This is a genomic window from Dactylosporangium sp. NPDC000521 (genome assembly GCF_042898305.1).
Taxonomy (GTDB): domain Bacteria; phylum Actinomycetota; class Actinomycetes; order Mycobacteriales; family Micromonosporaceae; genus Dactylosporangium.
The window spans coordinates 47864-72488 of the sequence record NZ_JBIAYW010000027.1 but is presented as its reverse complement, the minus strand read 5'-3'; the positions used below and the strand labels follow the sequence as shown (position 1 = coordinate 72488).

19 protein-coding genes are annotated in these 24625 nt (G+C 73.9%); 10 read left to right on the top strand and 9 right to left on the bottom strand.

The window, feature by feature from the left end; genetic code table 11:
* Positions 1–541: 541 nt before the first annotated feature.
* From rpsT to ACFY3L_RS47500, 4 genes are all read right to left on the bottom strand, one after another.
* Positions 542–808, bottom strand: a complete 267-nt coding sequence (gene rpsT / locus ACFY3L_RS47515; protein WP_344512338.1) for a 30S ribosomal protein S20 — start codon at positions 806–808, stop codon at positions 542–544.
* Between the two features lie 136 nt (positions 809–944).
* A complete protein-coding gene (locus tag ACFY3L_RS47510; RefSeq protein WP_389340277.1) occupies positions 945–2207 on the bottom strand; it encodes an Ig-like domain-containing protein in 1263 nt (420 codons plus the stop codon).
* A gap of 55 nt (positions 2208–2262) precedes the next feature.
* Entirely contained in the window at positions 2263–4728 is a 2466-nt protein-coding gene (locus ACFY3L_RS47505; RefSeq protein WP_389340275.1) for a PAS domain S-box protein, read from the bottom strand.
* A gap of 61 nt (positions 4729–4789) precedes the next feature.
* Positions 4790–5557, bottom strand: a complete 768-nt coding sequence (locus ACFY3L_RS47500; RefSeq protein ID WP_389340273.1) for an ABC transporter ATP-binding protein — start codon at positions 5555–5557, stop codon at positions 4790–4792.
* A 56-nt stretch (positions 5558–5613) separates the two neighbouring features.
* Between ACFY3L_RS47500 and ACFY3L_RS47495 the strand changes: the two genes are divergently transcribed.
* Positions 5614–6198, top strand: coding sequence for a helix-turn-helix transcriptional regulator (locus ACFY3L_RS47495; protein WP_389340271.1), 585 nt, complete (start codon positions 5614–5616; stop codon positions 6196–6198).
* On the opposite strand, the gene ACFY3L_RS47490 is transcribed toward ACFY3L_RS47495, so the two are convergent.
* On the bottom strand, positions 6195–7307 hold the full coding sequence (locus ACFY3L_RS47490) for an NAD(P)/FAD-dependent oxidoreductase (protein WP_389340351.1): 1113 nt from the start codon (positions 7305–7307) through the stop codon (positions 6195–6197). The two genes, ACFY3L_RS47495 and ACFY3L_RS47490, sit on opposite strands and share 4 nt — an antisense overlap.
* Before the next feature lie 91 nt (positions 7308–7398).
* On the opposite strand from ACFY3L_RS47490, the gene ACFY3L_RS47485 reads away from it, so the two are divergent.
* Complete coding sequence (locus tag ACFY3L_RS47485) at positions 7399–8340, top strand: PfkB family carbohydrate kinase (RefSeq protein WP_389340269.1); 942 nt, start codon at positions 7399–7401, stop codon at positions 8338–8340.
* A gap of 163 nt (positions 8341–8503) precedes the next feature.
* Here ACFY3L_RS47485 and ACFY3L_RS47480 read toward each other — a convergent pair whose 3' ends face one another.
* Positions 8504–8905 carry a hypothetical protein gene (locus tag ACFY3L_RS47480; protein ID WP_389340268.1) on the bottom strand — a complete coding sequence of 134 codons (402 nt, stop codon included), beginning with the start codon at positions 8903–8905 and terminating at the stop codon, positions 8504–8506.
* Between the two features lie 170 nt (positions 8906–9075).
* Here ACFY3L_RS47480 and ACFY3L_RS47475 point away from each other — a divergent pair, with 170 nt between their 5' ends.
* Genes ACFY3L_RS47475 through ACFY3L_RS47460 form a run of 4 tightly spaced genes read left to right on the top strand, consistent with a single transcriptional unit; the run spans position 9076 to position 12890 of the window.
* The gene (locus ACFY3L_RS47475) at positions 9076–11511 is read left to right on the top strand and encodes a nitrate- and nitrite sensing domain-containing protein (protein WP_389340266.1); all 2436 of its coding nucleotides are present in this window, start codon (positions 9076–9078) and stop codon (positions 11509–11511) included.
* Positions 11512–11934 (top strand): roadblock/LC7 domain-containing protein, encoded by a 423-nt coding sequence (locus ACFY3L_RS47470; RefSeq protein WP_389340264.1) that lies wholly within the window; start codon positions 11512–11514, stop codon positions 11932–11934.
* Positions 11921–12304, top strand: coding sequence for a DUF742 domain-containing protein (locus tag ACFY3L_RS47465; protein WP_389340262.1), 384 nt, complete (start codon positions 11921–11923; stop codon positions 12302–12304). The genes ACFY3L_RS47470 and ACFY3L_RS47465 overlap by 14 nt, the downstream gene beginning before the upstream one ends.
* Positions 12285–12890: an ATP/GTP-binding protein gene (locus ACFY3L_RS47460; RefSeq protein WP_389340260.1), complete on the top strand. Its 606-nt coding sequence runs from the start codon at positions 12285–12287 to the stop codon at positions 12888–12890. The genes ACFY3L_RS47465 and ACFY3L_RS47460 overlap by 20 nt, the downstream gene beginning before the upstream one ends.
* Here the strand turns inward: ACFY3L_RS47460 and ACFY3L_RS47455 are convergent.
* Positions 12844–14145 carry an FAD/NAD(P)-binding protein gene (locus ACFY3L_RS47455; protein ID WP_389340258.1) on the bottom strand — a complete coding sequence of 434 codons (1302 nt, stop codon included), beginning with the start codon at positions 14143–14145 and terminating at the stop codon, positions 12844–12846. The two genes, ACFY3L_RS47460 and ACFY3L_RS47455, sit on opposite strands and share 47 nt — an antisense overlap.
* Before the next feature lie 126 nt (positions 14146–14271).
* On the opposite strand from ACFY3L_RS47455, the gene ACFY3L_RS47450 reads away from it, so the two are divergent.
* Together ACFY3L_RS47450 and ACFY3L_RS47445 are read left to right on the top strand one after the other, a co-directional pair.
* Complete coding sequence (locus ACFY3L_RS47450) at positions 14272–15786, top strand: amino acid permease (protein ID WP_389340256.1); 1515 nt, start codon at positions 14272–14274, stop codon at positions 15784–15786.
* A 155-nt stretch (positions 15787–15941) separates the two neighbouring features.
* Positions 15942–16421, top strand: a complete 480-nt coding sequence (locus ACFY3L_RS47445) for a hypothetical protein (RefSeq protein ID WP_389340254.1) — start codon at positions 15942–15944, stop codon at positions 16419–16421.
* Here the strand turns inward: ACFY3L_RS47445 and ACFY3L_RS47440 are convergent.
* The gene (locus ACFY3L_RS47440; protein ID WP_389340252.1) at positions 16418–17092 is read right to left on the bottom strand and encodes a hemerythrin domain-containing protein; all 675 of its coding nucleotides are present in this window, start codon (positions 17090–17092) and stop codon (positions 16418–16420) included. The two genes, ACFY3L_RS47445 and ACFY3L_RS47440, sit on opposite strands and share 4 nt — an antisense overlap.
* 95 nt (positions 17093–17187) lie before the next feature.
* Here ACFY3L_RS47440 and ACFY3L_RS47435 point away from each other — a divergent pair, with 95 nt between their 5' ends.
* The gene (locus tag ACFY3L_RS47435; RefSeq protein WP_389340250.1) at positions 17188–20898 is read left to right on the top strand and encodes a BTAD domain-containing putative transcriptional regulator; all 3711 of its coding nucleotides are present in this window, start codon (positions 17188–17190) and stop codon (positions 20896–20898) included.
* A 7-nt stretch (positions 20899–20905) separates the two neighbouring features.
* Here ACFY3L_RS47435 and ACFY3L_RS47430 read toward each other — a convergent pair whose 3' ends face one another.
* On the bottom strand, positions 20906–21889 hold the full coding sequence (locus ACFY3L_RS47430) for a hypothetical protein (protein ID WP_389340248.1): 984 nt from the start codon (positions 21887–21889) through the stop codon (positions 20906–20908).
* Between the two features lie 124 nt (positions 21890–22013).
* Between ACFY3L_RS47430 and hrpB the strand changes: the two genes are divergently transcribed.
* Complete coding sequence (gene hrpB / locus ACFY3L_RS47425; RefSeq protein WP_389340246.1) at positions 22014–24509, top strand: ATP-dependent helicase HrpB; 2496 nt, start codon at positions 22014–22016, stop codon at positions 24507–24509.
* Positions 24510–24625: the final 116 nt, after the last annotated feature.

Below are 24625 nucleotides of genomic sequence, written 5' to 3'. Positions count from 1 at the left end.
GGGGCCTGACAGGCTCCGGACGGCATGAACGATGAGCCGGAGGTGGCTCGGGGCACCCCGCCCCGGCTGTCTCCGGCTCTTCGGTGTCCTCTTCGGTGTCCGGGGGCGGTGCGTTGTGCTGGCCTGGCAGCGGGGCGGTTGGCTTCGGCCCGGGACCGCTTCGCTCAGAGCCGGACGGGCGCGGTGCGCCGCCTGGGAGGCTGCGGCGGGTTCGGGTGGCGTGGGCGGTGTGCCGGAGCGGCGTCGGCGCTGGCTGGTTGTCCCGGTTCTTCGGTGTCCGGGGGCGGTGCGTTGAGCTGGCGTGGCAGCGGGGTCGCTTCGTTCAGAGCTGTGCCGGCATGGCGGGCTGCGGCGGTTCGAGCGGCGTGGCGATGTGCCGGAAGCGGCTCACGCGGCGGTCCTGGTCGCCTCCGGCTCTTCGGTGTCCGGGGCTGCTGCCAGGAAGACGGGAGTGGGGCCGGCGGCGCGTCAACAGCGAAAGCGCCGCCCGCGTGTGGGGCGGCGCTTTTCGCGGAGCTGAGAAGAAGTGCTGGGGGGCCGGTCAGGCGGCCAGCGAGCCCAGCTTCTTGGTGATGGCCGACTTGCGGTTGGCCGCCTGGTTCTTGTGGATGACACCCTTGCTGGCGGCTTGGTCCAGCTTGCGCGAGGCGTCGCGGAGCAGGGTGGTGGCGGCCTCGGTGTCGCCGGCGGCGGTGGCCTCGTGGAACTTGCGGATCGCGGTCTTCAGGGAAGACTTGACCGACTTGTTGCGCAGGCGGCGCTTCTCGTTCTGCCGGTTGCGCTTGATCTGGGACTTGATGTTCGCCACGCGACAGACCTCGTCTTGTTAGCTCGGGTTGGAAAAGTTTAGGCGCAAGCAACAGGGACGCGTCACCGTGCGCGATGAATCAGGTTACCAGGTCCCCACCCGGCCAGCCAAAACGGGCGGCCACGGTGGGGTGGGGTCACAGGGCGCTGCCCTTCTTGTACTCGTCCCACGAGAGCTCCCAGTCGGTCCAGCCGTCGCCGTACTTCACCCGCTCCTCGGTGCCCTTGACGATGACGGGGTCGCCGATGTGGGTCACGCCGTACAGCCATTTCGCCAGGTCGAGGGAGATGTTGACGCAGCCGTGGGAGACGTTGCGCTTGCCCTGGTCCTTGACGGACCAGGGGGCGGCGTGGATGTACTGGCCGCTCCAGGTGATCCGCTGGGGGTACTCGACCTTCGTCCGGTAGCCGTCGGGGGAGTCGACGGGGACGCCGTAGGTGGAGGAGTCGAACCACTCCCACTCGTTCTTCACCATGACGATGAAGTTGCCGCTGTCGGAGGGGTTGCTGGGCTTGCCCAGGGAGATGGGCATCGTCTTGAGCAGGACGCCGTCCTCGGTGACGGTCATCTGCTTGGTGGCGTTGTCGGCCTCCATGATGAGCTTCTTGCCCACGGTGGCGTCGACGGTGAGGTCCTTCTCACCGTAGGACTTGCCGCCGAAGGAGACGCCACCGACGGCGGCGCGCAGAGAGAGCTTGGTCCCGGCCTGCCAGTACTCCTTGGGGCGGTAGTGGATCTCCTTGGGGGAGTACCAGTTCCAGACGCCTTCCTGCGGCGGGTCGGAGGACATGAAGAGCCGCTTCTGGATGCCGGCGCGCTTGTCCTTCGGGATGTCGACGCCGAAGGACAGGATCATCATCATGCCGACGCCGACGACCTGGCCGTCGCCGATCTGGCTGCTGGTGCGGGCGAGGCTGGACGGCTTGGCCATGGTGGTGAACTTCACCGTGGACTTGGCGCTGCCGGCGGTGATCGTGGCCGTGTACTCGGTGGAGTACTTCAGCTGCTTGTCCGGCACCCACTCGACGCCGCCACCCGAGGCGCCGGTGGACGGCGAGGTGCCAGTGGACGGCGAGGTGCCGGTGGAGGGCAAAGTGCCGGTGGAGGGCGAGGCGGACGCACCCGAGGCACCACCGGTCAGGGCGGCGCCGGAGACGGTGGCGCCCGAGGCGTCCTGCAGCGTGACCGTGGCGTCGGAGGAGGCCTCGTACACGATGGACGTCGCGGTCGAGACGTCCTTGGCGCCGTCGGTGGGAGTCGTCACCTTGGCGGTGCCGGCGGCCGCGCTGGAGCCGCCGCCGTCGCTGCCGCCGCCCTTCCAGGACGGGGCGGGGTCGCTGCAGCCGGCGAGCAGCAGGGCGCTCACCACGAACACGGAGGTCAGTCGTCGTAGTTGCATCAGCAACCATTGTGCCCCGGTCCGCAAGGACGGCAACCTGGTGGGTGGCCGCGGGCTACAGCGACGGCAGCCGGACGAGGAACGTGGTGCCGGGCTTGTCACCGTGGTCGGTGACGGTGATCGTGCCGCCGTGGCGTTCGATGACGGTGCGGCTGATGGCCAGGCCGAGGCCTGTGCCGGGCAGGCCGAGGCTGCGGATGTTGGAGCCGCGGAAGAAGCGCTCGAAGAGCCGTGACCGCTCCTCCTCGGGGATGCCGACGCCGGTGTCGGTGACCCGCAGGTCGACGCCGGCCCGGTCGCGGGTCAGCTCGATCTCGACCCGGCCACCCGCGGGTGTGAACTTCACCGCATTGGTGACGAGGTGGTCGACGACCTTGCGCAGCCGCGGCGGGTCGCCGGCGACGGGCGCCGGGCCGTCGGGGAGCGTGACCCGCATGTCGATGTCCTTCTCCTGCGCCGCGCGGGTGCCCGCGAGCGCGGAGTCGCCGACCACGGCGGCGAGGTCCAGGGGCCGCTCGACGAGGGAGACGTAGCCGCTCTCCAGGCCGGCCAGGTCCAGCAGGTCGTCGATGATCGCCCGGAGGTTCTCGGCGTTGCGGGCGATGACCGACAGGAACTGCGCGCGGGTCGTCTCGTCGTCGTTGTCGTGCAGGAGCAGCTCGGTGTAGGAGGAGATCGACGTGAGCGGGGTGCGCAGCTCGTGGCCGACGAGGGAGATGAACTCGTCCTTCGTGCGGGCCAGCTGGCGGGCCAGGTCCTCGGCGCGGCGGCGCTCCAGGAACTGCCCGACGTGCGCGGCGATCCCGGACAGCAGCGCGATGAGGGACTGCTCCGGCTCCTCGGCGGCGTCGCCGAAGAAGCTGAGCGTGCCGGTGACCCCGGTCCCGTCGCGGATCGGCACGGCGAGGCCGACGCGCAGGCCGTGCCGGGCCAGCGAGGGCACGTTGAGGCGGCTGCCGACGACGGAGATGTCGGGGATCCAGGCGGGCTGGCCGGTCTCCCAGGCGACGCCGGAGACGCCGACGCCGGGGGCGAGGGGTCCGGGCTCGGGGATGATGTAGCCGGGCTCGGTCCACATGGCCGCGTTGCGCAGGACGTTGCCGACCTTGTCGACCAGCCACAGCTCGCTGTGCGGCCACTGCAGGGTGCGCGCGACGGTGCCGAGCAGCTCCGGGCCGGCGTCCTCGATCGTGGGCGCCTGCTCCAGGATGCGGGAGACGGCGAGCTCGCACTCGATGAGCCGCTGCGCCCGGCGCCGGTCGGTGACCTCGTGCAGGGCCGCGACGGCGCCGAGCCGGTTGCCGTCGGTGTCGCGGATCGGCTGGGCGTTGGCCGTGAAGCTGCGCCGGGGGCGTCCGGGCGTGTGGATGACGACCTCGGCCTCGCGGACGTGCTCGCCGTGGAAGGCGCGGATGAGCGGCAGGTCGTCCGCCGGCGAAGCAGCGCCGTGGGCACGGTAGGCCTCGACCCAGCTCGACGCCGTCGACTGGTCGGCGTCGCCGCCGGTGATCTCCCGCATCGCCCGGTTGAACAGGATCAGCCGGCCGCGCTCGTCGCAGGCGACCACGCCGGCGTCGAGGTTGTCGAGCAGGGCGCTGAGGAAGTGCCGCTCGCGGGCGAGCTGCCGCTCGGCGGTGACGCGTTCGCTGATGTCGTACACGAAGGCGTGCGCGTGCCGCCCGGTCGGCCCGTCCACGACGTTCAGGGTCAGCTCGACCGGGAACTCGTCGCCGGCCCGGTTGTTGGCGTACAGCTGCAGCCGTTGCCCGATCAGCTTCGGTACGCCGCCCCGCACCAGCCTGGTCAGCCCGGCCCGGTGCGCGGCGCGGAACCGCTCGGGGATGATCAGCTCGTCCACCTGCCTGCCGATCGCCTCCGCGGCGGACCAGCCGAAGGTGCGCTCGGCGGCCTTGTTCCAGCGGGTGATCTCGCCGGTGAGCTCGATGGCGATGAACGCCTCCAGCGCGGTCTCCAGCACCGCGTCGGTCTCGGCCGCGGCGATCGCGATGTCCTGCCGGCCGGCCTCGGCGCCGAGCATGACCTCCAGCATCGCGGCGCACTCCGACACGGCCGCGATGTCGTCGTCGGTCCAGTGCCGGGGCACGGAGTCGGTGACGCAGATCGCCCCGAGCGTGTTGCCGTGCAGGTCGTGGACGGGGTGGCCGAGGTACGCCGTGACGCCCCGGTCCTGCACCGCGCCGAGGTCGCGCAGCACCGGGTGGTTCCGGGCGTCGCTGACGACGAGCGGCGCGTTCTCGGTCACCACGTACTGGCAGAAGGAGCTGGTCGCCGGCTCGGCGTGGACGCGGTCGAGGTCCGGTGCGAGGCCGTGCCGGCCGATGATGTGCATCCGCTCGTCGTCGACGAGGGTCAGCAGGCCGACGGGGGCCACGACCGAGCGTGCGGCGAGGCGGACCAGGCCGTCGACCGGCGCGGACGACGATGCGAGCAGTGTCTGGGCGCGCTGGAGCGCAGCCAGCCGTTCGGGCTGCGTGAGCACGCCGAGGTCGAGCTGCGGCATGTCCACCCCCAACCCGCGAGCAGCTAGGTCGATGGTACCCGCGCAAAGAGGCTAAATCAGACTAAAGCCGGAGCTGCGTGGCCCGAGCCAGAGTCGATGCCGGGTCCTCGCCGGCGGTCAGGTCGATGTCGTCGGTGAGCCGCCCGTCGGCGAGCCGCAGCAGCCGGTCGCACCGCGCCGCGATCTGCTGCTCGTGCGTGGCGAGCAGCACCGTCATGCCGCGCGCCTCCCGCAGGTCGAGCAGCAGGTCCAGGATCTGCGTGCCGTTGGCGGAGTCGAGGTTGCCGGTCGGCTCGTCGGCGAGCAGGAGCTTCGGCGACCCGATCAGGGCCCGGGCGATCGCCACCCGCTGCTGCTGGCCGCCGGACAGCTGCGCCGGCAGGGCCCGCTCCCGTCCGCCGAGCCCGACCGCGTCGAGCAGTTCGCGGGCGCGCTGCTGCTTGTCGAACCCGACGCGGAACGGCAGCACCGGCGCGATGACGTTGTCGAGCGCGGTGAGCGCGGGCAGCAGGTGGTACCGCTGGAACACGAACCCGACCGTGCGCCGGTATTCGCTGAGCTTGCGCCGCCGCAGCGCGGTCACCTCGACGCCGTCGACGACGATCGTGCCGGCGTCGGCGGTCTCGATCGCGCCGACCAGGTGCAGCAGCGTCGACTTGCCCGACCCGCTCGGCCCGGTGACCGCGGTGAAGCTCCCGGCCTCGACGCTCAGGGTCAGCTCGTCGGCGGCGACGATGTCCTGCTCCCCGGTGTGGAAGCGCTTGGTCAGCCCGGTGACGGACAGCGCGGCGCCGGTGGACGGATCGGCGCCGGTGGACGGTGCGGTCATCGCCCTACTCTGTCGCAATGCATTGCGACAATGCAAGGGGCGGGTAGGCTTTGGACATGCCGATCCATCACGCGGTGCTGTCGCTGCTGTCGCACGGGCCCAGCTACGGGTACGAGCTGAAGAGCGCCTTCGAGACCGCGGTCGGCCCGCAGTGGGGCCCGCTGAACATCGGGCACCTGTACCAGATCCTGGACCGCCTCTCCCGCGACGGCATGGTCAGCTCCGAGCGGCACGCCCAGGCGGTGAAGCCCGACCGGGTCGTCTACGAGATCACCGACGCCGGCCGGGGAGAGCTGCGGCGCTGGCTGGACGAGGCGAGCCCGCGCAGCGGCGGCTTCCGCGACGACTTCTTCCTCAAGGTGACCGCGGCGGCCCGCTCCGGCGACGAGGAGATCGTGCGCACCGTGCTGGGTCAGCAGCGCACGTACCTGCTGCGCGAGCTGCGCAACCTCGACGGCCTGCGGCGCAAGGCGGCCGACCCGGTCGTCGGGCTGCTGCTGTCGGCGGCGACCCGGCACGTCGAGGCCGATCTGGCGTTCGTCGACGACGCGGAGCGGGCGCTGCTGAACGACCCGGCCACGGTCGCCGCGCTCAAGGGCATCCGACCGCCGGCCCCGGGTCAGCTGCAACGACCCGCCTAACGCGGGTGGAGGGCGGCCCGCCGCAGGCCGGGGATCTCGAACGGCTCGCCCAGCAGCTCGGCCGCGCCCAGCCGGGCCAGCGCCGGCGCGGTCTGGATGCCGGAGCCGCCCTGCCCCGCGAACCAGTAGAACCCGTCCTGCGCCGGGTCCGGCCCGACGACCGGATTGCGGTCCGCCGCGAACGTCCGCAGCCCCGCCCAGCTCGTCCGCACCCGCCGCAGGTCCAGGGTGGTGACCGCGGCGACCCGCTCGACCGCGAGGGCGACGTCCTCCGGCGCGGCGACGGCGTCGACCGGCGGCGACGGCGTCTCGTCGCACGGCGACACCAGCAGCCCGCCGCCCTCGGGGCGGAAGTAGAACTCGTCGCCCACGTCGTGCACCAGCGGCCAGGTCGGCGCGACTCCTTCGATGGAGACGATCGCCACGGTACGGCGCAGCGGCGCCAACCCCGCGGCCGCCACCCCGAGCCGCCCCGCGACGGCGTCCGCCCAGGCACCGGCCGCGTTGACGACCCGCCCGACCTCCAGCTCGCCGCGGTCGGTGGTGAGCCGCCAGCCGTGCCCGGTCCACTCGCCGGCCTCCAGGCCGATCGCGGTGCGCAGCACCACGCCCGCGGCGGCGGCGCGCTTGCGGTACAGCTGATGCAGCGCGTCGACGTCGATGTCCTGCGCGGTGCGCTCGACCGCGGCCCTCGCGACCGCCGACGGGCGCAGCGCCGGGCACAGCGTCTGCGCCCCGGCGACATCCGTGCCGCGCAGCGACGGGTTGGCGGTCAGCAGCGCGTTCATCGCCGGGAGCTGCTCCTCGCCGGCGATCCAGACCAGCGGCCGGGTCCGTAGCAGCGGCGTGCCGGACTCGGCGCCGAGCGCGTCGAGGATCGTCCGCGACGCGCGGGTCAGCGCCCGCACCTCCGGCGTGCCGTAGCTCTCGAGGAAGGCGGCCACGGACCGCCCGGTCGTGTGGTAACCGAACTGGTTCTCCCGTTCGAGCACCATGATCCGCAACGGCTCGCGGTGGCCACCCGCGGCCTCCACCCGTGCGACCAACCGGCTGTCCAGCTCGGCGAGCTCCGCGGCGAGGGACAGGCCGGCCATGCCCCCACCGATCATCGCCACGTCTGCGCGTTCGATCCTGCAATTGTCGCAGGCGATGTTGAGATGTTGCAGAATGTTCCGTTTCGAGTCGGGTAGGCATGGTGGCGTGAGATTCGCCGAACTCGCCGCCCGCTGGCAGGACCGTCCCGTGCTCGTCGTCGGCGACGCCGTGCTCGACTGCTGGCTGACCGGGACCCCTACCCGCATGAGCCGGGAGGCACCCGTCCCCGTCATCACGCTGGAGACGACCCGCGAGGTCGCCGGCGGTGCCGCGGCCGTCGCGGGCGCGTTCACCGCCCTGGGCGCCAGGACCACCGTCGTCGGCGCGACCGGCGACGACGACGCGGGCGCCACGCTGCGCTCCAGGGTGTGGGACGGCGGCGCCGCCGACCGTCTGGTCGTCGCGGTCGGCCGGCGCACGCTCACCAAGCGCCGCGTCGTCGCCGCCGGTCAGGTGGTGGCACGGTTCGACGACGGCGACACGAGCCCCCTCGGTGGCGAGGCCGCCGAGACGCTCCAGCAGCGCCTCCACGAGTCCCTCGCCGAGCGCCCCGCGGCGGTCGTCGTCTGCGACCTCGGCGCCGGCACCCTCGGCCCCGCCGTCCGCGCGGTCCTCGCCGGCCGGCGCCTCGACGTGCCGCTCCTCGCCGTCGACGCGTTGGACCTCGCGCCGTGGGCCCATCTCGGCCCGGACCTCGTCACGCCCACCCTCGACACCGTCAGCGGGGTCGTCGACGGCACCAACGCCGCCGCCGTCATCGCGTCCCGTGGCATGCTCCTGCGCTCGACCGCCGCCGCCGTCGTGGCCGTCACGCTCGACGCCGACGGTGCGGTCGTGCACAGCCACGACGCCGACACGGTCCACACCTCGGCGGCCCCGACACCACGCAACCGGTCCGCGTACGTCGCCGGCTTCGTCCTCTCCCAGCTCGCCGGCGCCGCCCTGCCGGAGGCCGCCGCCACCGCCCAACGCTGCGCCGCCATCCGCGACCGCGACCTCCCCCTCGCCGCCGCGCAGCTGGGCGCCCTGGACCCCACCCCGACCTGACCCGCCGACGAGCCGCCGCCTCGCTGCGCTGACGTTGGCCAATGCCGACGTTTCGCGGTTCAGCCCGTAGACGTTGGGCGATCGACCCGCAAGTCGATCTCCGGCAGAGGGGTGGATCGTGGCATTGGCCGGCGTCTGTGGCGCGTAGCGGGGGGTCGACGGTTCAGCCGAGGGTCACGTCGGCGGTGGGGATGAGGGTCTTGGTGTCGCAGTGGACGACGACGCGGACCTCCTGGCCGTCGGTCTTGAAGGTGACCCGGTATTCGACGCCCGGGCCCTGCTGGGCGTTCTCGATGTGGAAGCGGAGCGCCGGGCGCAGGTAGTCGGCCCAGGTCATGCCGGCGTCGCAGCGGGCGAGGATCGTGCCGCCGGGGGTGCGCAGGAGCTGTGCGGCGCCGGGTGACGGGGACGGGGGTGCCGGGGAAGGGGTGGAGGAGCGGTTGCCGCTGGTGGCGGCCAGGAAGGACGAGCGGATGGCCTCCACCTTGCCGACGCAGACGACGCCGAGCGTCGCCGTGCACGCGGCCCAGGCGCCGATCGCGAAAACCCACCGTGCACCCCGCATGCCGGGCGCCCTGCCCGGGGGTGGAGCAAGCACACCGGCGCGGGAAGGAGATCGGAGGCGAGCCGGGTTTGAGACGGCGACGACCTTGTTGGTGACTTCCTCGCCTGTCTGTCCGTATCATGCCCGAGACGCGCCACCCCCCCCTTGTCGACGCGACCCACGAGGACCACATGAAGACCCGCACGTGGAGAATCCGCACGTGGTCGATCCGGGCCAAGATCGTAACCCTGCTGCTCCCGCCGCTGCTGTCGCTCGTCGTGCTGTGGGTCTTCGCGACCAGCCTGACGTCCGGCGCGGTGGTCGAGCTGTTCGACGCGCAGACCTACTACAAGCTGGCCGCCGAGCCGGCCGAGACGATGACCGTCGAGCTGCAGCGGGAGCGGAAGCTGTCGCAGGTGTACCTGGGGTCCGGCCGGGCCGAGGGGAAGCCGGAGGCGGCGCTGCTGGCCGAGCAGCGGCGCAAGACCGACGCCGCCATCAGCAACTTCCGGACCCTCGCCGGCAAGGGGGAGACCACGGAGGCCATGCCGGAGGCCGCCAGGGGGCGCCTCGCGGAGATCATGGTGGCGCTCGACGGGATCGTGTCGGGGCGTTCGGGGATCTCGCTCGGGCAGGTCGACCGGGCCGGTGCGATGGAGATCTACAACGGCCCGATCGACGCGATCTACCGCTGGTACAACGCGCTGCCCGGCGTCAGTGACGCGCAGCTGAGCAAGGACGCCCGGACCAACATCGCGATGAGCCGGGCCCGGGAACTGCTCGCGCGGGAGGACTCGCTGGTCAACGGCGCGGCCGCGGCGGGCAAGTTCATCCGCACCGAGGCCGCCGACCTGATCGCGGCGATCGGCGCGAAGCGCAGCGAATACGCGGAGCAGTCCGCGGAGCTGCCCGAGCCGGTGCAGCGGGTCTACCGGGACATCGTCGCGGGCGACCCGCACAAGAAGCTGACCGACTTCGAGAACAAGATCATCGCCGAGGCCAGGCCGAACGCCGCCATCCCGGTCGACATCGCGGTGTGGCGCGACGCCTACGACAAGCTCGCCGAGCAGCTGCGCCAGCTGGACCTGCAGTACGGCGACACGATCCTGGAGCGGGCCGAGCCCGTCGGTGTGGCGATCATCGTCCGGCTGGTGCTCGCCGCGGTGCTGGGGCTGCTCGCGATCGCGATCTCGGTCGTGCTGTCGATCCGGATCGGCCGGTCGCTGATCAACCGGCTCACCGGCCTGCGGCAGGACGCCCAGATCCTCGCCGACCAGCGGCTGCCGGAGCTCGTCGGCCGGCTGCGCCGGGGCGAGGAGCTGGACCTGGCCGAGGCGGCGCCGCCGCTGGAGTACGGCACCGACGAGATCGGCAAGGTGGGCAACGCGTTCAGCGCCGTGCAGCGCACCGCGGTCGAGTCCGCGGCGCACGAGGCGCAGCTGCGCCGGGGGCTCAACGAGGTCTTCCTGAACATCGCCCGCCGCAGCCAGACGCTGCTGCACCGCCAGCTCGCGCTGCTGGACCGGATGGAGCGGCGGACCGGCGACCCGGAGGAGCTGGAGGACCTGTTCCGGGTCGACCACCTCGCGACCCGCATGCGCCGCCACGCCGAGGACCTGGTCATCCTGGCCGGTGCGACCCCCGGCCGCGGCTGGCGCAACCCGGTGCCGATGATCGACGTGGTCCGCGGCGCGGTGTCGGAGGTCGAGGACTACGCGCGGGTCGGCTTCCTCACGCTGCCCGAGGCGTCGCTGGTCGGGCGGGCCGTCGCCGACGTCATCCACCTGCTCGCCGAGGTGATCGAGAACGCGACGTCCTACTCGCCGCCGCACACCCGGGTGCAGATCAGCGGGCAGCTCGTGCCGAACGGGTTCGCGGTCGAGATCGAGGACCGCGGGCTGGGCATGGCACCGGAGGCCATCGAGGAGGCCAACCAGCGGCTGCTGCACCCGCCGGACTTCGACCCGGCCAACAGCGCCCGGCTCGGCCTGTTCGTGGTGGCGCTGCTCGCGGCCCGCCACGGCGTCCGGGTCACGCTGCGGTCCTCGCCGTACGGGGGCATCACCGCGGTCGTGCTGATCCCGCCCCACCTGATCACGGGTGGGACCCCGGAGCTGACCGCGTCCACCCCGTCGGAGGCGGCGTCGGAGCTGGCCGATGAGCTGGCGGCGGGGCCCGGGTTCGAGGTGCGCCGGGTCCAGGCGGACGAGCGGCTCACCGCGGATGTCCTGGAGCTGGTGCCGTCGCAGGTGAGCACGGCCGCGCCCGCGCCCCTGCCCGTCCGTGGGCCCGGCGCCGGCGCCGAATCGCCGCAGCCGCCGCAGGTCGTGCCGGCTCAGGAGGTACAGACGCGGCAAACGCCATCGGAGCAACCCGTCGACCTCACCGACGACGGACTTCCCAAGCGGCGCCGGCAGGCGAGCCTTGCCCCGCAGCTCCGGGAGCGACCTGACGACGAGCACACGGTCGACGGCGTGCCGGCGTCGCAGTTCGCGGCCGCCGGGACCGGTGGCAGGTCGCCCGAGCAGACCCGCGCGATGATGACGTCGCTGCAGGCGGGGTTCACCCGGGGGCGCCGGGAGGCGGCGCTCACCGACGATCAACCCACACCGGAAAGGGACGCATAGGTGGCACAATCGACGAGTCGCACCGGCAAGCTCGACTGGCTCCTCGACGACCTCGTCGATCGGGTCGAGTCGGCGCAGCACGCCGTGGTGCTCTCCGCCGACGGGCTGCTCATGGGCGCGTCCAGCCAGCTCGGCCGGGACGACGCCGAGCACCTGTCCGCGGTCGCGTCCGGGTTCCAGAGCCTGGCCCGCAGCGCCGGCCGGCACTTCAACGGCGGCGCCGTCCGGCAGACGATCGTGGAGATGGACGACGCCTTCCTGTTCGTCACGGCCGCCGGGCAGGGCGCCTGCCTGGCGGTGCTGAGCGCGGCGGACTCCGACATCGGCGTGATCGCCTACGAGATGGCGATGCTGGTGACCCGGGTCGGGCAGTACCTCACGGCACCGTCACGAACGGGCGCTCCGTCCGATGCCGCAGGGTGAACACAACTGGCTCGACTCCGACGCCGGGCCGGTGGTGCGCCCGTACGCGGTGACCGGTGGGCGGGCCAGGCCCGTCGTCGGCGGCTTCGACCTGGTGGCGTTCGTCGTCAACACCGACGGCGGGACGGGCCCCCGGCACCTGCAGCCCGAGCACTATGCGATCCTGGCCCGCACCCGTGTGCCGATCACGGTCGCGGAGCTCGCCTCACACCTCGATCTCGCGCTCGGCGTGGTGCGCGTGCTGCTGGGCGACCTGCTCCAGCAGGGACTCATCGAGATGCACGAACCTGTGTACGACCAATCCGTCGGGCCGCAGCGGCCCGACGATCGCATTCTCAAGGCGGTTGTCAATGGTCTCCGATCGCTCTGACGGGCACATCCCGCTGGCGGTGAAGATCCTCATCGCCGGGGGGTTCGGCGTCGGCAAGACCACGCTCGTCAGCGCGGTCAGTGAGATCCGTCCCCTCCAGACCGAGGAGGTGCTCACCAACGCGGGTGTCGGCATCGACGACGTCAACGGCGTGGAGGGCAAGACCACCACGACGGTGGCGATGGACTTCGGCCGGATCAGCATCAACGACGACATCGTGCTCTACCTCTTCGGTACCCCCGGGCAGGACCGCTTCTGGTTCCTGTGGGACGAGCTGGCGCTGGGCGCGCTCGGCGCGGTCGTGCTCGCCGACACCCGGCGGCTCACCGACTGCTTCCCGTCGGTGGACTACTTCGAGGAGCGCAAGACGCCGTTCCTGGTCGCCGTCAACTGCTTCGACGGCGTGCAGAAGCACACCGCGGAGGCGGTCCGCCGGGCGCTGGACCTCGACCCGGACGTGCCCGTGGTGCTCTGCGACGCCCGCGACCGGCGCTCGATCAAGGGCGTGCTCATCGCGCTCGTCGAGCACGTGATGACGATCAAGCAGGCACCGGCACTCGAGCCAGCGCGGCGGCCTGGCTTCTGATCTCCGGCACGGCCGTCGTCTCCCACCAGGCGCCCCGGCGGGTCGGGCCGATCGCGAGGATGCGGTCGGACGGCTCGCCGTCGCGGCCGACGAGCCGGCCGTGCCCGTCGACGTCGAGGCCGGTGCCGGTCGGGTCGCGGCGGGCCAGCCCGTCGTCCAGCAGGGCCCGGCCGAGGGTACTGGTGGCGGCGCCGCCCGGGCCGGTGCAGTTGACGATCGCGCCGACCGGCCAGCTCACGTCCCTGTCCTTGAACCGCAGCGTCACCACGAAGCCGCGCTCGCCGCGCCGGATCGAGTGGATCGCCGCCGCGTGCGTGAAGAGGGCGCCGCTGTCGCGCAGCGCGGCCACCCGCGCCGCGACCGTCGGCGCCATCCGGTGCCGGTGGACCTCCCAGTACGCCGCGACGTGCTGCAGGAACCGGCGCCGCGCGTCCACCGACAGCTGCCACCACAGCCGGTCGATCTGCGGCCGCAGCGTGTCGACCGCGCAGCGCCAGTCGGGCTCGGTCGCCGCGTAGCGCCGGACCGCCCGCAGCAGCCCGCGCGCGTCGGCGCCGTCGTGGGCGAACGTCCCGGTGGCCTTCGGCTGGGTCTCCAGGTGCGGCTGGGGGAGCAGGCCGCGGCGCGACACCGCGTGCAGCGGCGCCCGGCGCCCCCGGCCGCTCAGCGACATCGCCACGTCCAGCGCGGTGAGCCCGGTGCCGATCAGCAGCACCGGCACGTCGCCCGGGACCCGGTCCAGCGCGCCCGGCGTCCATGGGTTTCCCACATAGTAGGGGTGGGTGCGCACGGCCGAGGTGATCGACAGCGGGCCCGCCGGAGCGCCGTGGCCGAGGGCGAGCACGACCCGGTCGGCGGCCACGGTCCGCCCGCCACGCAGCACCACGCCCAGTCGCTCCTGACTGGCGTCCAGGCGGATCGCCACCCCGCGGACGTGCTCGAAGTCGGCGCCGCGCAGGCGGTCGTGCAGGTAGTCGCCGAAGACCGCCCGGGGCGCGAAGTCCGCCGGCCCGATGGAGAGCCCCTGCTCCCGGCACCAGTCGACGAAGTCGGTCGGGGTGTCGGCGAGGGCGCTCATCGCCGCCGCGCGCGAGTTGAGCAGATGGGTGGGGTCGGTCGTGCGGTACGCCGCGCCACGGCCGAGCAGGTTGGCCGGCGCCGGGTCGACCAGCACGACCCGGTCCGCCGGGCCGCTGACATGGATCGCCGTGAGGGCGCCGCTACAGCCTCCGCCCACGACCACTGTGGTTTGCATGCTCGCCCCTAATTTCTATCTAACCGGTAGGTTTTAACTGTACTAGGTGCGGCCGCCCGGGTGTAGAACCCAGATCGTCCGGGCATGTCGGGTTCAGGGCCTGCCTGGCCTTGAGGAGGTGCACCGATGTCGATCTTTCGGACCAAGTCGATCGAGCAGTCGCTGCGGGAAACGGACGAACCGGGCAGAGGGCTGCGCAAGAACCTGTCGGCGTTCCACCTCACGGTCTTCGGGGTGGGTGTGATCATCGGCACGGGCATCTTCGTGCTGACCGGCCAGCAGGCCGCCCGCAATGCCGGCCCGGCCATCGTGATCTCGTTCGCCCTGGCCGGCGTGGTGTGCGCCCTCGCCGCCCTCTGCTACGCGGAGTTCGCCTCCAGCGTGCCGGTCGCCGGCTCCGCGTACACCTTCTCCTACGCCACCCTCGGGCAGTTCGTCGCCTGGATCATCGGCTGGGACCTGTGCCTGGAGCTCGCCCTCGGCGCCGCCGTCGTCTCCCGCGGCTGGTCGGCCTACCTGCAGGAGCTGTTCGACCTGCCCACCTGGCTCGCCGGCGACAAGGCCGTGCCCGACTTCGGCGCCGCCTTCATCGTCGCCGCCCTCACGATCGTGGCGGTCATGGGCGCGAAGCTGTCCGGGCGGGTCACCGGTTTCCTCGTCGTCCTCAAGGTCGCCGTCGTCGTGTTCGTCATCGGGCTCGGCCTGTTCTTCATCAAGGCCGCCAACTACACGCCGTTCATCCCGGCCGCCGAGCCGTCGTCCAAGGCCAGCGGCGCCGACGCGCCCCTGCTGCAGGTCCTGGCCGGGATCACGCCGCAGCACTTCGGCTGGTTCGGCATCGTCGCGGCCGCGTCCATCGTGTTCTTCGCGTACATCGGCTTCGACGTCGTCGCGACCACCGCCGAGGAGACCCGCAACCCGCAGCGCGACGTCCCCTGGGGCATCATCGGCTCCCTGGTCATCTGCGGCGTGCTGTACATGGCGGTGGCCTTCGTGGTGACCGGCATGGTCCCCTTCGACCAGCTCGACACCGCCGCGCCGCTCGCGAAGGCGTTCGACCTCGTCGGGCAGGGCTGGGCCGCCGACCTGATCTCCCTCGGCGCCGTGTGCGGCATCACGTCCGTCATCCTCGTGCTGCTGCTCGGGCAGGCCCGGGTGTCGTTCGCGATGGCCCGCGACGGCCTGCTGCCGCCGGTCCTGTCGAAGGTGCATCCCCGCTACGGCACCCCGTGGGTCATGTCGACGATCACCGGCGTCGTGGTCGCCGTGCTCGCCGCGTTCGTGCCCTTGTCGGAGCTGTCGGAGCTGACCAGCATCGGGACGCTGTTCGCGTTCGTCGTGGTGTCGATCGGCGTGATCGTCCTGCGCCGCACGCGGCCCGACCTGCCCCGGGCCTTCCGGGCGCCGGGCGTGCCGTGGCTGCCGGCGCTGAGCGTGCTGGCCAGCCTGTGGCTGATGCTCAACCTGCCGGTGGTGACCTGGGTGCGGTTCCTGATCTGGATGGCCGCCGGTCTGGTGTTGTTCTTCCTGTACGGGATGCGCCGCGCCAACCTCGCGCTCTCCGCGGCCGGCCAGGACGGGCTCACCGCGGGCGGCGGGCGATCGGATAGCCGGTCAGCACCGGGAGACCGGACGTCGTAGGAAGGCTCGGGCCGAGCCGGTCGGCGAGCCGGTCGGCAAGCACAGCGCGGAGCCGGCGCCCCCGGGACACGTGTGGGTCGGTGCGGGTCTTCTCATACCGACCCGCACGTGTCCCGGGTGGCGCCGGGTTCAGCGGTGCTGGAAAGGTGACAGGCATGAGTGACTTCGGCCTGCAGTCCGACTTCGGCGTCGACTTCGACCCGGGCGATCTCGACGTGTCCGACTTCGCCGACCCGCACGCGGTCTTCGGCGAGGCGCACGGCGTGGAGGCCGGCCTCAGCCCCGCGAGCGAGACCACGGCCGACCCCGGCACCGGGACCGAAGCGTCCGACCCCGCCGGCGGCGCCGCCGGGTCGCAGGCGCCGCCGTCCACGGAAGGGCTGGAGACCGCGAGCTACGACAGCGACGGCGACGGCGTGACCGACGTGCTGGTCGCCGACGAGAACCACGACGGCGTCACCGACATCGCCATGTGGGACACCAACGCCGACGGCCTCATCGACCAGGTCGCGTACGACCAGGACCACGACGGCAAGATCGACCTGATCTACCACGACGACGACTTCGACGGCGAGGTCGATCGCGTCGAGAGCGCCGACGGCTCCCAGGACGTCCCCGGCTACACCTCGAATTAGGACCGCGTCTCGCCGAGCCCGGCGCGGACCTTGCGCATCTGCTTCGCGTACTGGCGGCGACCCACCGTGTGCCACAGCACCCGCGCCGGCATGGGCAGGTGCGACAGGAAGCGGCTCGTCTCCTCGGGCGTCGCGTCCTCCAGGAGCGCGCCGAGCATGAAGAGCAGCTTGTCCTTCGGCGTGTGCGACCGGGCCTCCTCGCCGAGCTCCGCCCACTCCGCCACGGTGATGTGCTCCGACACCAGCGGCAGCACCGAGCGCTCCTCCTCGTCGAGGTGCACGAGCAGGTCCCGGCGGTGCCGGTCGACCGCGTCGGCGAACGCGTCCCGGGCCGGCGCCGACGCGTCGGCCTCCCACGCGGCGAGCAGGGCCATCGCCTCCTGGAGCCCCGCGGCGACGACCTCGTGCTGCTGCTCCATCCGCAGCACCAGCTCCGCGTCCAGGTCGACGCGGGCGAGCAGCTTCGGCCACAGCAGCGCGTCCTCGCCCGTGTGGTGGGCGTGCAGGCCGGCGTCGTACTCGCGGAACATCGACCCCAGGAACCTCGCGCGCTCCACGTCGCCGGGCCGGACATTGCGGACGAGCTGGGGCAGCAGCCGCGACTCGCGCCGGAACACGCGGTGCACGACGACCATCTCCTGGACCCAGGGACGCTCAACGGTGGTGGTCATATCGGGTATCTCCTCGAATTGCGGGCTTCAGCAGTGCGTTCAAGGTGCGGGGACTGTCTTGTAGCGGTCTTGGAACGCGCTTGGGGACGGCTACGATGACGCGCGTCATGCTGATGCGGGTGCTCGGACCGTTCGCGGTCGACGTCAACGGCGGTGCGGCCGACCTCGGCGGCCCCCGCCAGCGCGCCGTGCTCGCGCTCCTGCTGTCCGCCGGCGGCGACGTCGTCTCCGTCGACCGGATGATCGACGACCTGTGGCGCGGCGAGGCGCCGCCGCGGGCGATCGCGTCCCTGCAGGCCTACGTCTCCAACCTCCGCCGCGTCCTCGAACCCGCTCGCGAGCGCCGCGCACCGGCCCGGCTGCTGATCAGCGCGCCGCCCGGCTACGCGATCCGCGTGCCGCCCGACGCCGTCGACGCGTGGCGCTTCGAGGCCCTGCTCGCCGAGGCGCGCGCCGCGCACACCGCCGAGCCCGGCCGGGCGCGGCTGCTGCTGCGGGCCGGGCTGGAGCTGTGGCAGGGCGGCGCGTACGCCGAGTTCGCCGAGGAGCCCTGGGCGCAGCCGGAGGCGGCGCGCCTCGAAGAGCTCCGCCTCGTTGCCCGGGAGCTGCTGCTCGACGTGGCGCTGCGCACCGGCGGCGCCGCCGAGGCGGTCCCGGAGGCGGAGCTGCTGACCCGGCAGGAGCCGCTGCGGGAGGAGGGGTGGCGGCTGCTCGCCCTCGCCCTGTGGAGCACCGGCCGGCAGGCCGACGCCCTCGCCGCGCTGCGCCGCGCCCGCGCCGTCCTCGCCGACGAGCTGGGCCTGGACCCGGGGCCCGCGCTGGTGGAGCTGGAGTCCGCGATCCTCGGCCAGCGTGTCGAGATCCTTGGCGGCCTGCGCCCGGCGCCCGGCTCCGTCGGCGGCACCCGGCCGGATGCACCAGCAGCCACCGGACCCGGCCCACGCCCGAACCCCGCCGAGCCCGGCCCGCGCCCGAACTCCGCCGAGCCCGGCCTGCGACCCGGAGCCGGCGAGCACGACGGGTGGCCCGCGGAGGGTGGGCGCCGTGCGGGACCGGCGGGCGACGGGCGCCATGGGCAGGGTGCGGCGCCGTCGGACCGGTCGCCCGCCGGCGGGTCCGCCGACGACCTGCGACCAGGCGGCGGGTCCGCCGCGCGACCAATGACCGACCAGCACGACGTGCGGGCGGCGGGCCACGAGCGTCAGGCACGGTGGACGGCGGACGAACACCCCGGTGACCTCGGGACGGCCGGCGGCGCCGTGCCCGAGCGGACGACGCCACCGCGGCGGCGCGGGGCCGGGCAGGACGAGGTGTTCGTCGGGCGGGGGCAGGAGCTGGCGACGCTCGCCGGGGTCGCCGCGGAGGCCGTCGCCGGCGGGCCGCGGATCGTCCTGCTCAGCGGCGAGGCCGGGGTCGGCAAGACCAGCGTGCTCGCCCGGTTCCGGCAGGAGCTGCTCGACGGCGGCTGGCTCGTCGCGGTCGGCAGGTGCCCCGAGGTCGACGGTGCGCCGCCGGCGTGGGCCTGGGTCGAGGCGCTGCGCGGGCTCGCCGGTGAGGTGCCGCCCGACGACCTCGCCCCGGCGCTCGCGCCGCTGCTGGAGGACGCCGACCGGCCCACGGCCCAGGGCGAGGGCAGCGACGTGGCCGCCGGCCGGTTCCGGCTGCACCGGTCCGTGCGCGCGTGGCTGCGGCGGGCCGCCGCCCGCAGGCCCGTGGCCATCGTCCTGGACGACCTGCACGCCGCGGACGCCGAGACGCTGCTGCTGCTCGCCAGCGTCGCCGAGCTCACCGACGCGCCGGTGCTCATCGTCGCCGCGCTGCGGCCCGCCGACAGCAGGGAGCGGCTCGCCGAGACCCTTGCGGCGCTCGCCCGGCGGTCGGCGGTCCGCGTCCACCTCGACGGGCTCGGACCCGACGACGTGCGGCGGCTGGTCGGGGTGTTCGCGGACGCCGACGCGGGCACCGTCGCCGCCCTCGCCGAACGCACCGGCGGCAACCCGTTCTACGTCCGGGAGTCCGCGCGGCTGCTCGCCTCGGAAGGTGCGCTCGTCGCCACGTCCGAGGTGCCGGAAGGGGTACGCGACGTGCTGCGCCGCCGGTTGTCGCGGCTGCCGCAGCCGGCCGTCGCGGTGCTGCGCCTCGCCGCGGTCGTCGGGCGGGAGGCCGATGTGGAGACCCTTGTCGGGGCCGCCGACACCGATGAGGGCGCCGTCCTCGACGCGCTCGAGGCCGGGCTCATCGCGGGCCTGCTGACGGAGCCGGCGCCGGGCCGGGTCAGGTTCGTGCACGGGCTGGTCCGGGACACGATGTACACGGACCTGTCGCAGCTGCGCCGCACCCGCATGCACGCGCGGGTCGCCGCGTGCACCAGGCAGCTGCGCCCCGACGACTACCCCGCGCTGGCGTACCACTACGCGCGGGCCGCCTCGTCGGACACGTCCGCGCTCGCCGTCGACTACGCGGTGCGGGCGGCGGAGCTGGCCGAGCGGCGCTACGCGTACGACGCCGCGATCGAACTGCTCGAGAGCGCGGTGCAGACGGTGGAGACCGCCGCCGGGGACCGCGACCAGCTGCGCATCGACCTCCTCGGCCGGCTGCTGCGGGCGCAGGCGCGGGCGGGTGCGGTGGCGCAGGCCCGGAAGACCCGCGACCGCGCGCTGGACATCGCCGTCGCCGGCGGGCGCGAGGAGCTGCTGATCGCGGCCTTCACCGCGTGGAACGTGCCGACGCCGTGGCAGATCCGCACGTACGGCCTGATCGACCACCGGGTCGTCGACCTGCTGACCCGCCTGCTGCGCAAGCCCGACCTGGACCCGGTGACGAGAGTGCGGCTGCTCGACGCGTTCACCGCCGAGCTCGACGGCGAGGACGACCCGCGCGGCCCGGCGGCCGGCCTGGAGGCGTACGAGCTCGCCGCGACCCTCCCGGACCCGGCCGTGCGGGCACTCGGGCTGGCCGCCAGGGCCAGGACGATGCGCTTCGACCTGGAGGCCGACGAGCGGGCCGAGGTCGGCGCGCGGCTGGCGGAGCTCGCCAGGGCGCACGACATGGTCGCCTACGAGTGGGTCGCCGAGCAGATCCTCACCAACTGCGCCGCAGCCGCCAACGACGCCGCCGGCGTGCGGGACCGGGTCGAGCGGCAGGGGCTGCTCGCCACGGCGTACCAGCTTCCGGAGCCCCAGGCGATCATCGTCAGCGCCCGGGCCATGCTCGCGCACGTCGCCGGCGACTACGCCGAGTCGCAGCGGCTCTACGACGAGGCCCACGAATACATGCGCCGGCAGGGGTCGCTGCACGCCGACGGGTTCCACTTCCTCGCCACCGCGAGCCTGCTCATCACCCAGGGCCGCTTCGCGGAGTACCTGACGCAGACCCGCGCGACGCGGGCGGCCCTCGGCCCGATCGCCGACGACGCCCTCGCCCTGGCGCTCGTCGAGTCGGGCCTTCCGGATGAGGCGCGGACGATCGCGGTCGGCGAGTACCCGCACCGGCCCGACTACTTCGAGTCCGCGTTCCTGGCGGTGCGGGGGATGGCGGTCGTCGCCCTCGACCGCGCCGACCTGGCCCCCGCCGTCATCGAGGCGCTGCTGCCGGTCCGCACGCAGATCGCCGGGGCGAGCAGCACCTCGATCGCGGTTCGCCCGGTCGCGTTCGTGCTCGGCCGCCTGTTCGCGCTGCTCGGCGACCACGAGCGGGCGGCGGAGCACTTCCGGCTCGCGCGGGACGTCGCCGGCATGTGGGGCGCCGCGCACTGGGTCGCCGACGCGGAGGCCGCCCTGTCGGCGCTCCCCGCTGACCTGCGCTGAACCCGTCTCACCCGGTCTCGCCTGCGTTGCACCCGTCTCGCCTGCGCTGAACCCGTCCGCACCAGGTCAGGAGCGCGACCGCCGCCAGCGCGAACCCGGCGTTGCCCCACCACCGGACCGGGTCGTCGGGCCGCGTCAGCCAGGTCAGGACGAAGCCGAGCCACGCGTACGTCAGCAGCACCCCGCCGACGAGCGCGATGTGCCGCCCCTGCGTCCACTGTGGACTGCGGGCGAGCCGGGAGACCACGGCGGCGGCGAGCGCGAGCAGCGCCGCGCCGATCCAGACCCCGGCCCAGCTCTCCGGCCGCGCCACGAACGCCCCCGAGAGCACGAACCCACCGGCCCCGACCAGCCACGTTCCCGGCACCCACCCGTCCCGGACGGCCGGCCGCGCACCGGGCCGGCGGGTCAGGAACGCGGCCACCACCAGCAGCGCCGCCACCACCGCCGCCCCGGTCAGCTGCGCCGGCGTGGCGAGGAACCCCGACGAGTCGTGCAGCTCCTTGAAGATGATCCAGAGCCCGCCCATGTACGCCAACGCCGTCACCACCAGCCCGGCCGGCCCGAGCCACGGGGTGCGGCGCCGGGCGGGTGTCAGGTGCTCCACCAGCGCGATCGGCAGGGCGATGCTCCACACCGCGTGCCCGGTGACGAACGACATCGCGTTCAGCGCACTGATCCCCAGCGCCGGCACGGGCGTCACCGACTGGAAGTCGTGCCCCTCGAACGCCGGGTTGAACAGCGACTGGTCCGCCAGCCCCGCCTCGACCACGCCGTACGCCGCACCGAGCAGCAGCACCGCCGGCCACCCGTACCCGGCCCGCCGCACCACCTCCCTGATGAGCAGCGCGCCGGCACCGTACATCGGCACCAGGAACGGCAGCGCGAGCAGCTCCCGCACCGAGATGTTGCCCAGCAGGTACTCCCCGACGAACGGCGCCAGCACGAGCAACCCGGCCACCGGCGCCATCTTGCGGATGAATGCTTCCATGCCTCCAGTCCACCGGCCCGCCGCCGCCCCGCCTACCGCCGAAAGTCGCTCCCCGCCGTCACCTTCCGCCCACCACCTGGGTCCGACCGCAGGGGCCGGCGGGGGATGGGGTAGGAGTGGGGGCGTGGGTGAGCTGGCGGTGGAGCGGGTGCTCGGGGACGTGGTCTCCGTGCTCGGGGGTGGCGCCGGGGTGCTGGTGGCACCGCCGGGGAGTGGGAAGACGACGCTGGTGCCGGGGGTCCTCGCGGGGGCGTTCGAGGGCAGGGTGGTGGTGGCGGAGCCGCGGCGGATCGCGGCGCGGGCGGCGGCCCGGAGGATGGCCGAGCTGCGGGGCGAGCGGGTCGGGGAGAGCGTGGGGTACAGCGTCCGCGGCGACCGCAGGGTCGGGCCCGGGACGCGGGTCGAGGTCGTCACGACCGGGCTGCTCGTGCAGCGGCTCCTCGCGGACCCCGAGCTGGCGGGGGTGGGGACCGTGATGATCGACGAGTGTCATGAGCGGCACCTGGACACGGACCTGGCGCTCGGGTTCCTGGTGGAGAGCCGGCAGACGCTGCGGCCGGACCTGCGGCTGCTGGCGACGTCCGCGACGGCCGACACGCGGCGGCTCGCGGAGCTGCTGGAGGCGGGCGTCGTCGAGGCGGAGGGGTCGCCGCACGAGGTGGCGGTGGTGTGGTGCCCGCCGGAGCGGCCGGTCAGGCCGCCGCACGGGCTCAAGGTCGACCCGGCGTTCCTGGACCACGTGGCGGCGGTGGTGCGCAGGGCGTGGCGGGAGACCGGCGGGGACCTGCTGGTGTTCCTGCCCGGCGCGGCGGAGATCGCGTCGGTCCGCGGCAGGCTCGCCGACCTGCCGACTGACGTCCTGCACGGGCGGCTGCCGGCGGCGGTGCAGGACGCGGCGATCAGGGCCGGCGACCGGCGCCGGGTCGTGCTCGCGACGGCGGTCGCGGAGAGCAGCCTGACGGTGCCGGGAGTGCGGGTCGTGGTGGACGCGGGACTGGCGCGGGTCCCACGGACGGATCATGCCCGCGGTCTGGGCTCGCTCGCCACGGTGCGGGCGGCGAAGGCCTCCACCGTCCAGCGCGCCGGGCGGGCCGGTCGGGAGGGGCCCGGCGTCGTGTACCGCTGCTGGTCGCGGCTCGACGACGAGCGGCTGCCGGCGCAGCCCGAGCCCGAGGTGGCCGTGGGGGAGCTGAGCGCGTTCGCCCTCGCGCTCGCCTGCTGGGGGCACCCGGGCGGGGTGGGCCTCGCCCTGCCGGACGCGCCGCCGGACGCGGCGATGCGCGTGGCGCAGGCGACGCTGCGGGCGCTCGGCGCGGTGGACGACGAGGGGCGGGCGACGCCGCGCGGGCACCGTTTGTCGCGCATCGGCGCGCATCCGCGGCTGGCGCGGGCGCTGCTGGACGGCGCGCCGTCGGTGGGGGCGCGGAAGGCGGCCGAGGTGGTCGCGATCCTCGCCGACGACGCCCTCGCCAGGGGCGACGACCTGGCCGCCGCCTGGCGCCACCTCCGCGACGCCCGGGACCCCCGCTGGCGCGCCGAGGCGGACCGCCTGCAGCGCAGCGCCGCCACCGACGACCAGCAGCGCGCCGCCGCCGATCAGCAGCGCGCCGGCCGCGCCGACCGCGGGCGGCGTGACACCGAAGCCGTCGCCGGCCGGCGGCGCGACACCGGAGGCGCCGGGGCGGCGCCCACGACGATGCCCGACGATCTGGTCGCGGGGCTGGTCGTCGGGCTCGCCTACCCGGAGCGGCTCGCCCGGCTGCGCGGTGGCGCGTACCTGATGGCGGGCGGGACCGAGGCGGTCCTGGCGCCGGGGTCGGCGCTGACCGGGCATCCGTGGCTCGCTGTCGCCGTCGCCGACCGGCAGCCGGGCAGCGCCTCCGCCAGGGTCCGGCTCGCCGCCGCGATCGACGAGGACACCGCCCGCGAGGCCGGCGCCGCGCTGCTGTCCACTGTGGACGAGGTGACGGCGGAAGGCGCGGAGCGCCAGGAGCGGCTGGGCGCGATCACGCTGCGGCGGCGCGAGCTGAAGGACCCGCCGCGGGAGCTGGTCGAGCGGGCGCTCCGCGAGGCGCTCGCCAAGCAGGGGCTGCGCTGGACGAAGGAGGCGGCCCAGCTGCGGCAGCGGATGGACTTCTGCCACCGCGTCCTCGGCCCGCCGTGGCCCGATGTCAGCGACGCCGCCGTCATCGCGCACACCGACCTGAGCGGCGTGGCGAAGCTCTCCTCGGTGGACCCCGCGACGACGCTCCGGGCGATGCTGCCGTGGCCCGCGGCGGCCCGGCTCGACGAGCTCGCGCCCGAGCGGCTGCCGGTGCCGAGCGGTTCGCTCGTCAGGCTCGACTACAGCGACCCCGAGGCGCCGGTCCTCGCGGTGAAGGTCCAGGAGGCGTTCGGCTGGCTGGAGACCCCGCGGATCGGCGACGGCCGGGTGGCGGTCCTGCTGCACCTGCTGTCGCCCGCGGGGCGCCCCGCCGCCGTCACCCGCGACCTCGCGTCCTTCTGGCGCACCGGGTACCCGCAGGTCCGGGCCGAGCTGCGGGGCCGGTACCCGCGCCACCCGTGGCCGGAGGACCCGGCCACCGCCACCCCGACCAGGCGCACCAACCCGCGCAGGTGATGCGGCCCACCGCCACCCCGGCAAGGCGCACGAGTCCGCGCAGGTGAAGCCACCCGGCGACTCACCCATCGGTGCCACGACCGGCGAGGAGGCTGGAGTCCAGAGGAGGCGCTCCA

What these genes read in the sequence shown, in the direction of transcription:
- ACFY3L_RS47495 (WP_389340271.1), top strand. Translation starts at nt 5,614, where the DNA reads ATGCCGATCCATCACGCGGTGCTGTCGCTGCTGTCGCACGGGCCCAGC.
- ACFY3L_RS47510 (WP_389340277.1), bottom strand. Translation starts at nt 2,207, where the DNA reads ATGCAACTACGACGACTGACCTCCGTGTTCGTGGTGAGCGCCCTGCTG.
- ACFY3L_RS47460 (WP_389340260.1), top strand. Translation starts at nt 12,285, where the DNA reads ATGGTCTCCGATCGCTCTGACGGGCACATCCCGCTGGCGGTGAAGATC.
- ACFY3L_RS47450 (WP_389340256.1), top strand. Translation starts at nt 14,272, where the DNA reads ATGTCGATCTTTCGGACCAAGTCGATCGAGCAGTCGCTGCGGGAAACG.
- ACFY3L_RS47490 (WP_389340351.1), bottom strand. Translation starts at nt 7,307, where the DNA reads ATGATCGGTGGGGGCATGGCCGGCCTGTCCCTCGCCGCGGAGCTCGCC.
- ACFY3L_RS47465 (WP_389340262.1), top strand. Translation starts at nt 11,921, where the DNA reads ATGCCGCAGGGTGAACACAACTGGCTCGACTCCGACGCCGGGCCGGTG.
- ACFY3L_RS47505 (WP_389340275.1), bottom strand. Translation starts at nt 4,728, where the DNA reads ATGCCGCAGCTCGACCTCGGCGTGCTCACGCAGCCCGAACGGCTGGCT.
- ACFY3L_RS47445 (WP_389340254.1), top strand. Translation starts at nt 15,942, where the DNA reads ATGAGTGACTTCGGCCTGCAGTCCGACTTCGGCGTCGACTTCGACCCG.
- ACFY3L_RS47455 (WP_389340258.1), bottom strand. Translation starts at nt 14,145, where the DNA reads ATGCAAACCACAGTGGTCGTGGGCGGAGGCTGTAGCGGCGCCCTCACG.
- ACFY3L_RS47500 (WP_389340273.1), bottom strand. Translation starts at nt 5,557, where the DNA reads ATGACCGCACCGTCCACCGGCGCCGATCCGTCCACCGGCGCCGCGCTG.
- ACFY3L_RS47480 (WP_389340268.1), bottom strand. Translation starts at nt 8,905, where the DNA reads ATGCGGGGTGCACGGTGGGTTTTCGCGATCGGCGCCTGGGCCGCGTGC.
- ACFY3L_RS47430 (WP_389340248.1), bottom strand. Translation starts at nt 21,889, where the DNA reads ATGGAAGCATTCATCCGCAAGATGGCGCCGGTGGCCGGGTTGCTCGTG.
- ACFY3L_RS47435 (WP_389340250.1), top strand. Translation starts at nt 17,188, where the DNA reads ATGACGCGCGTCATGCTGATGCGGGTGCTCGGACCGTTCGCGGTCGAC.
- ACFY3L_RS47475 (WP_389340266.1), top strand. Translation starts at nt 9,076, where the DNA reads ATGAAGACCCGCACGTGGAGAATCCGCACGTGGTCGATCCGGGCCAAG.
- ACFY3L_RS47440 (WP_389340252.1), bottom strand. Translation starts at nt 17,092, where the DNA reads ATGACCACCACCGTTGAGCGTCCCTGGGTCCAGGAGATGGTCGTCGTG.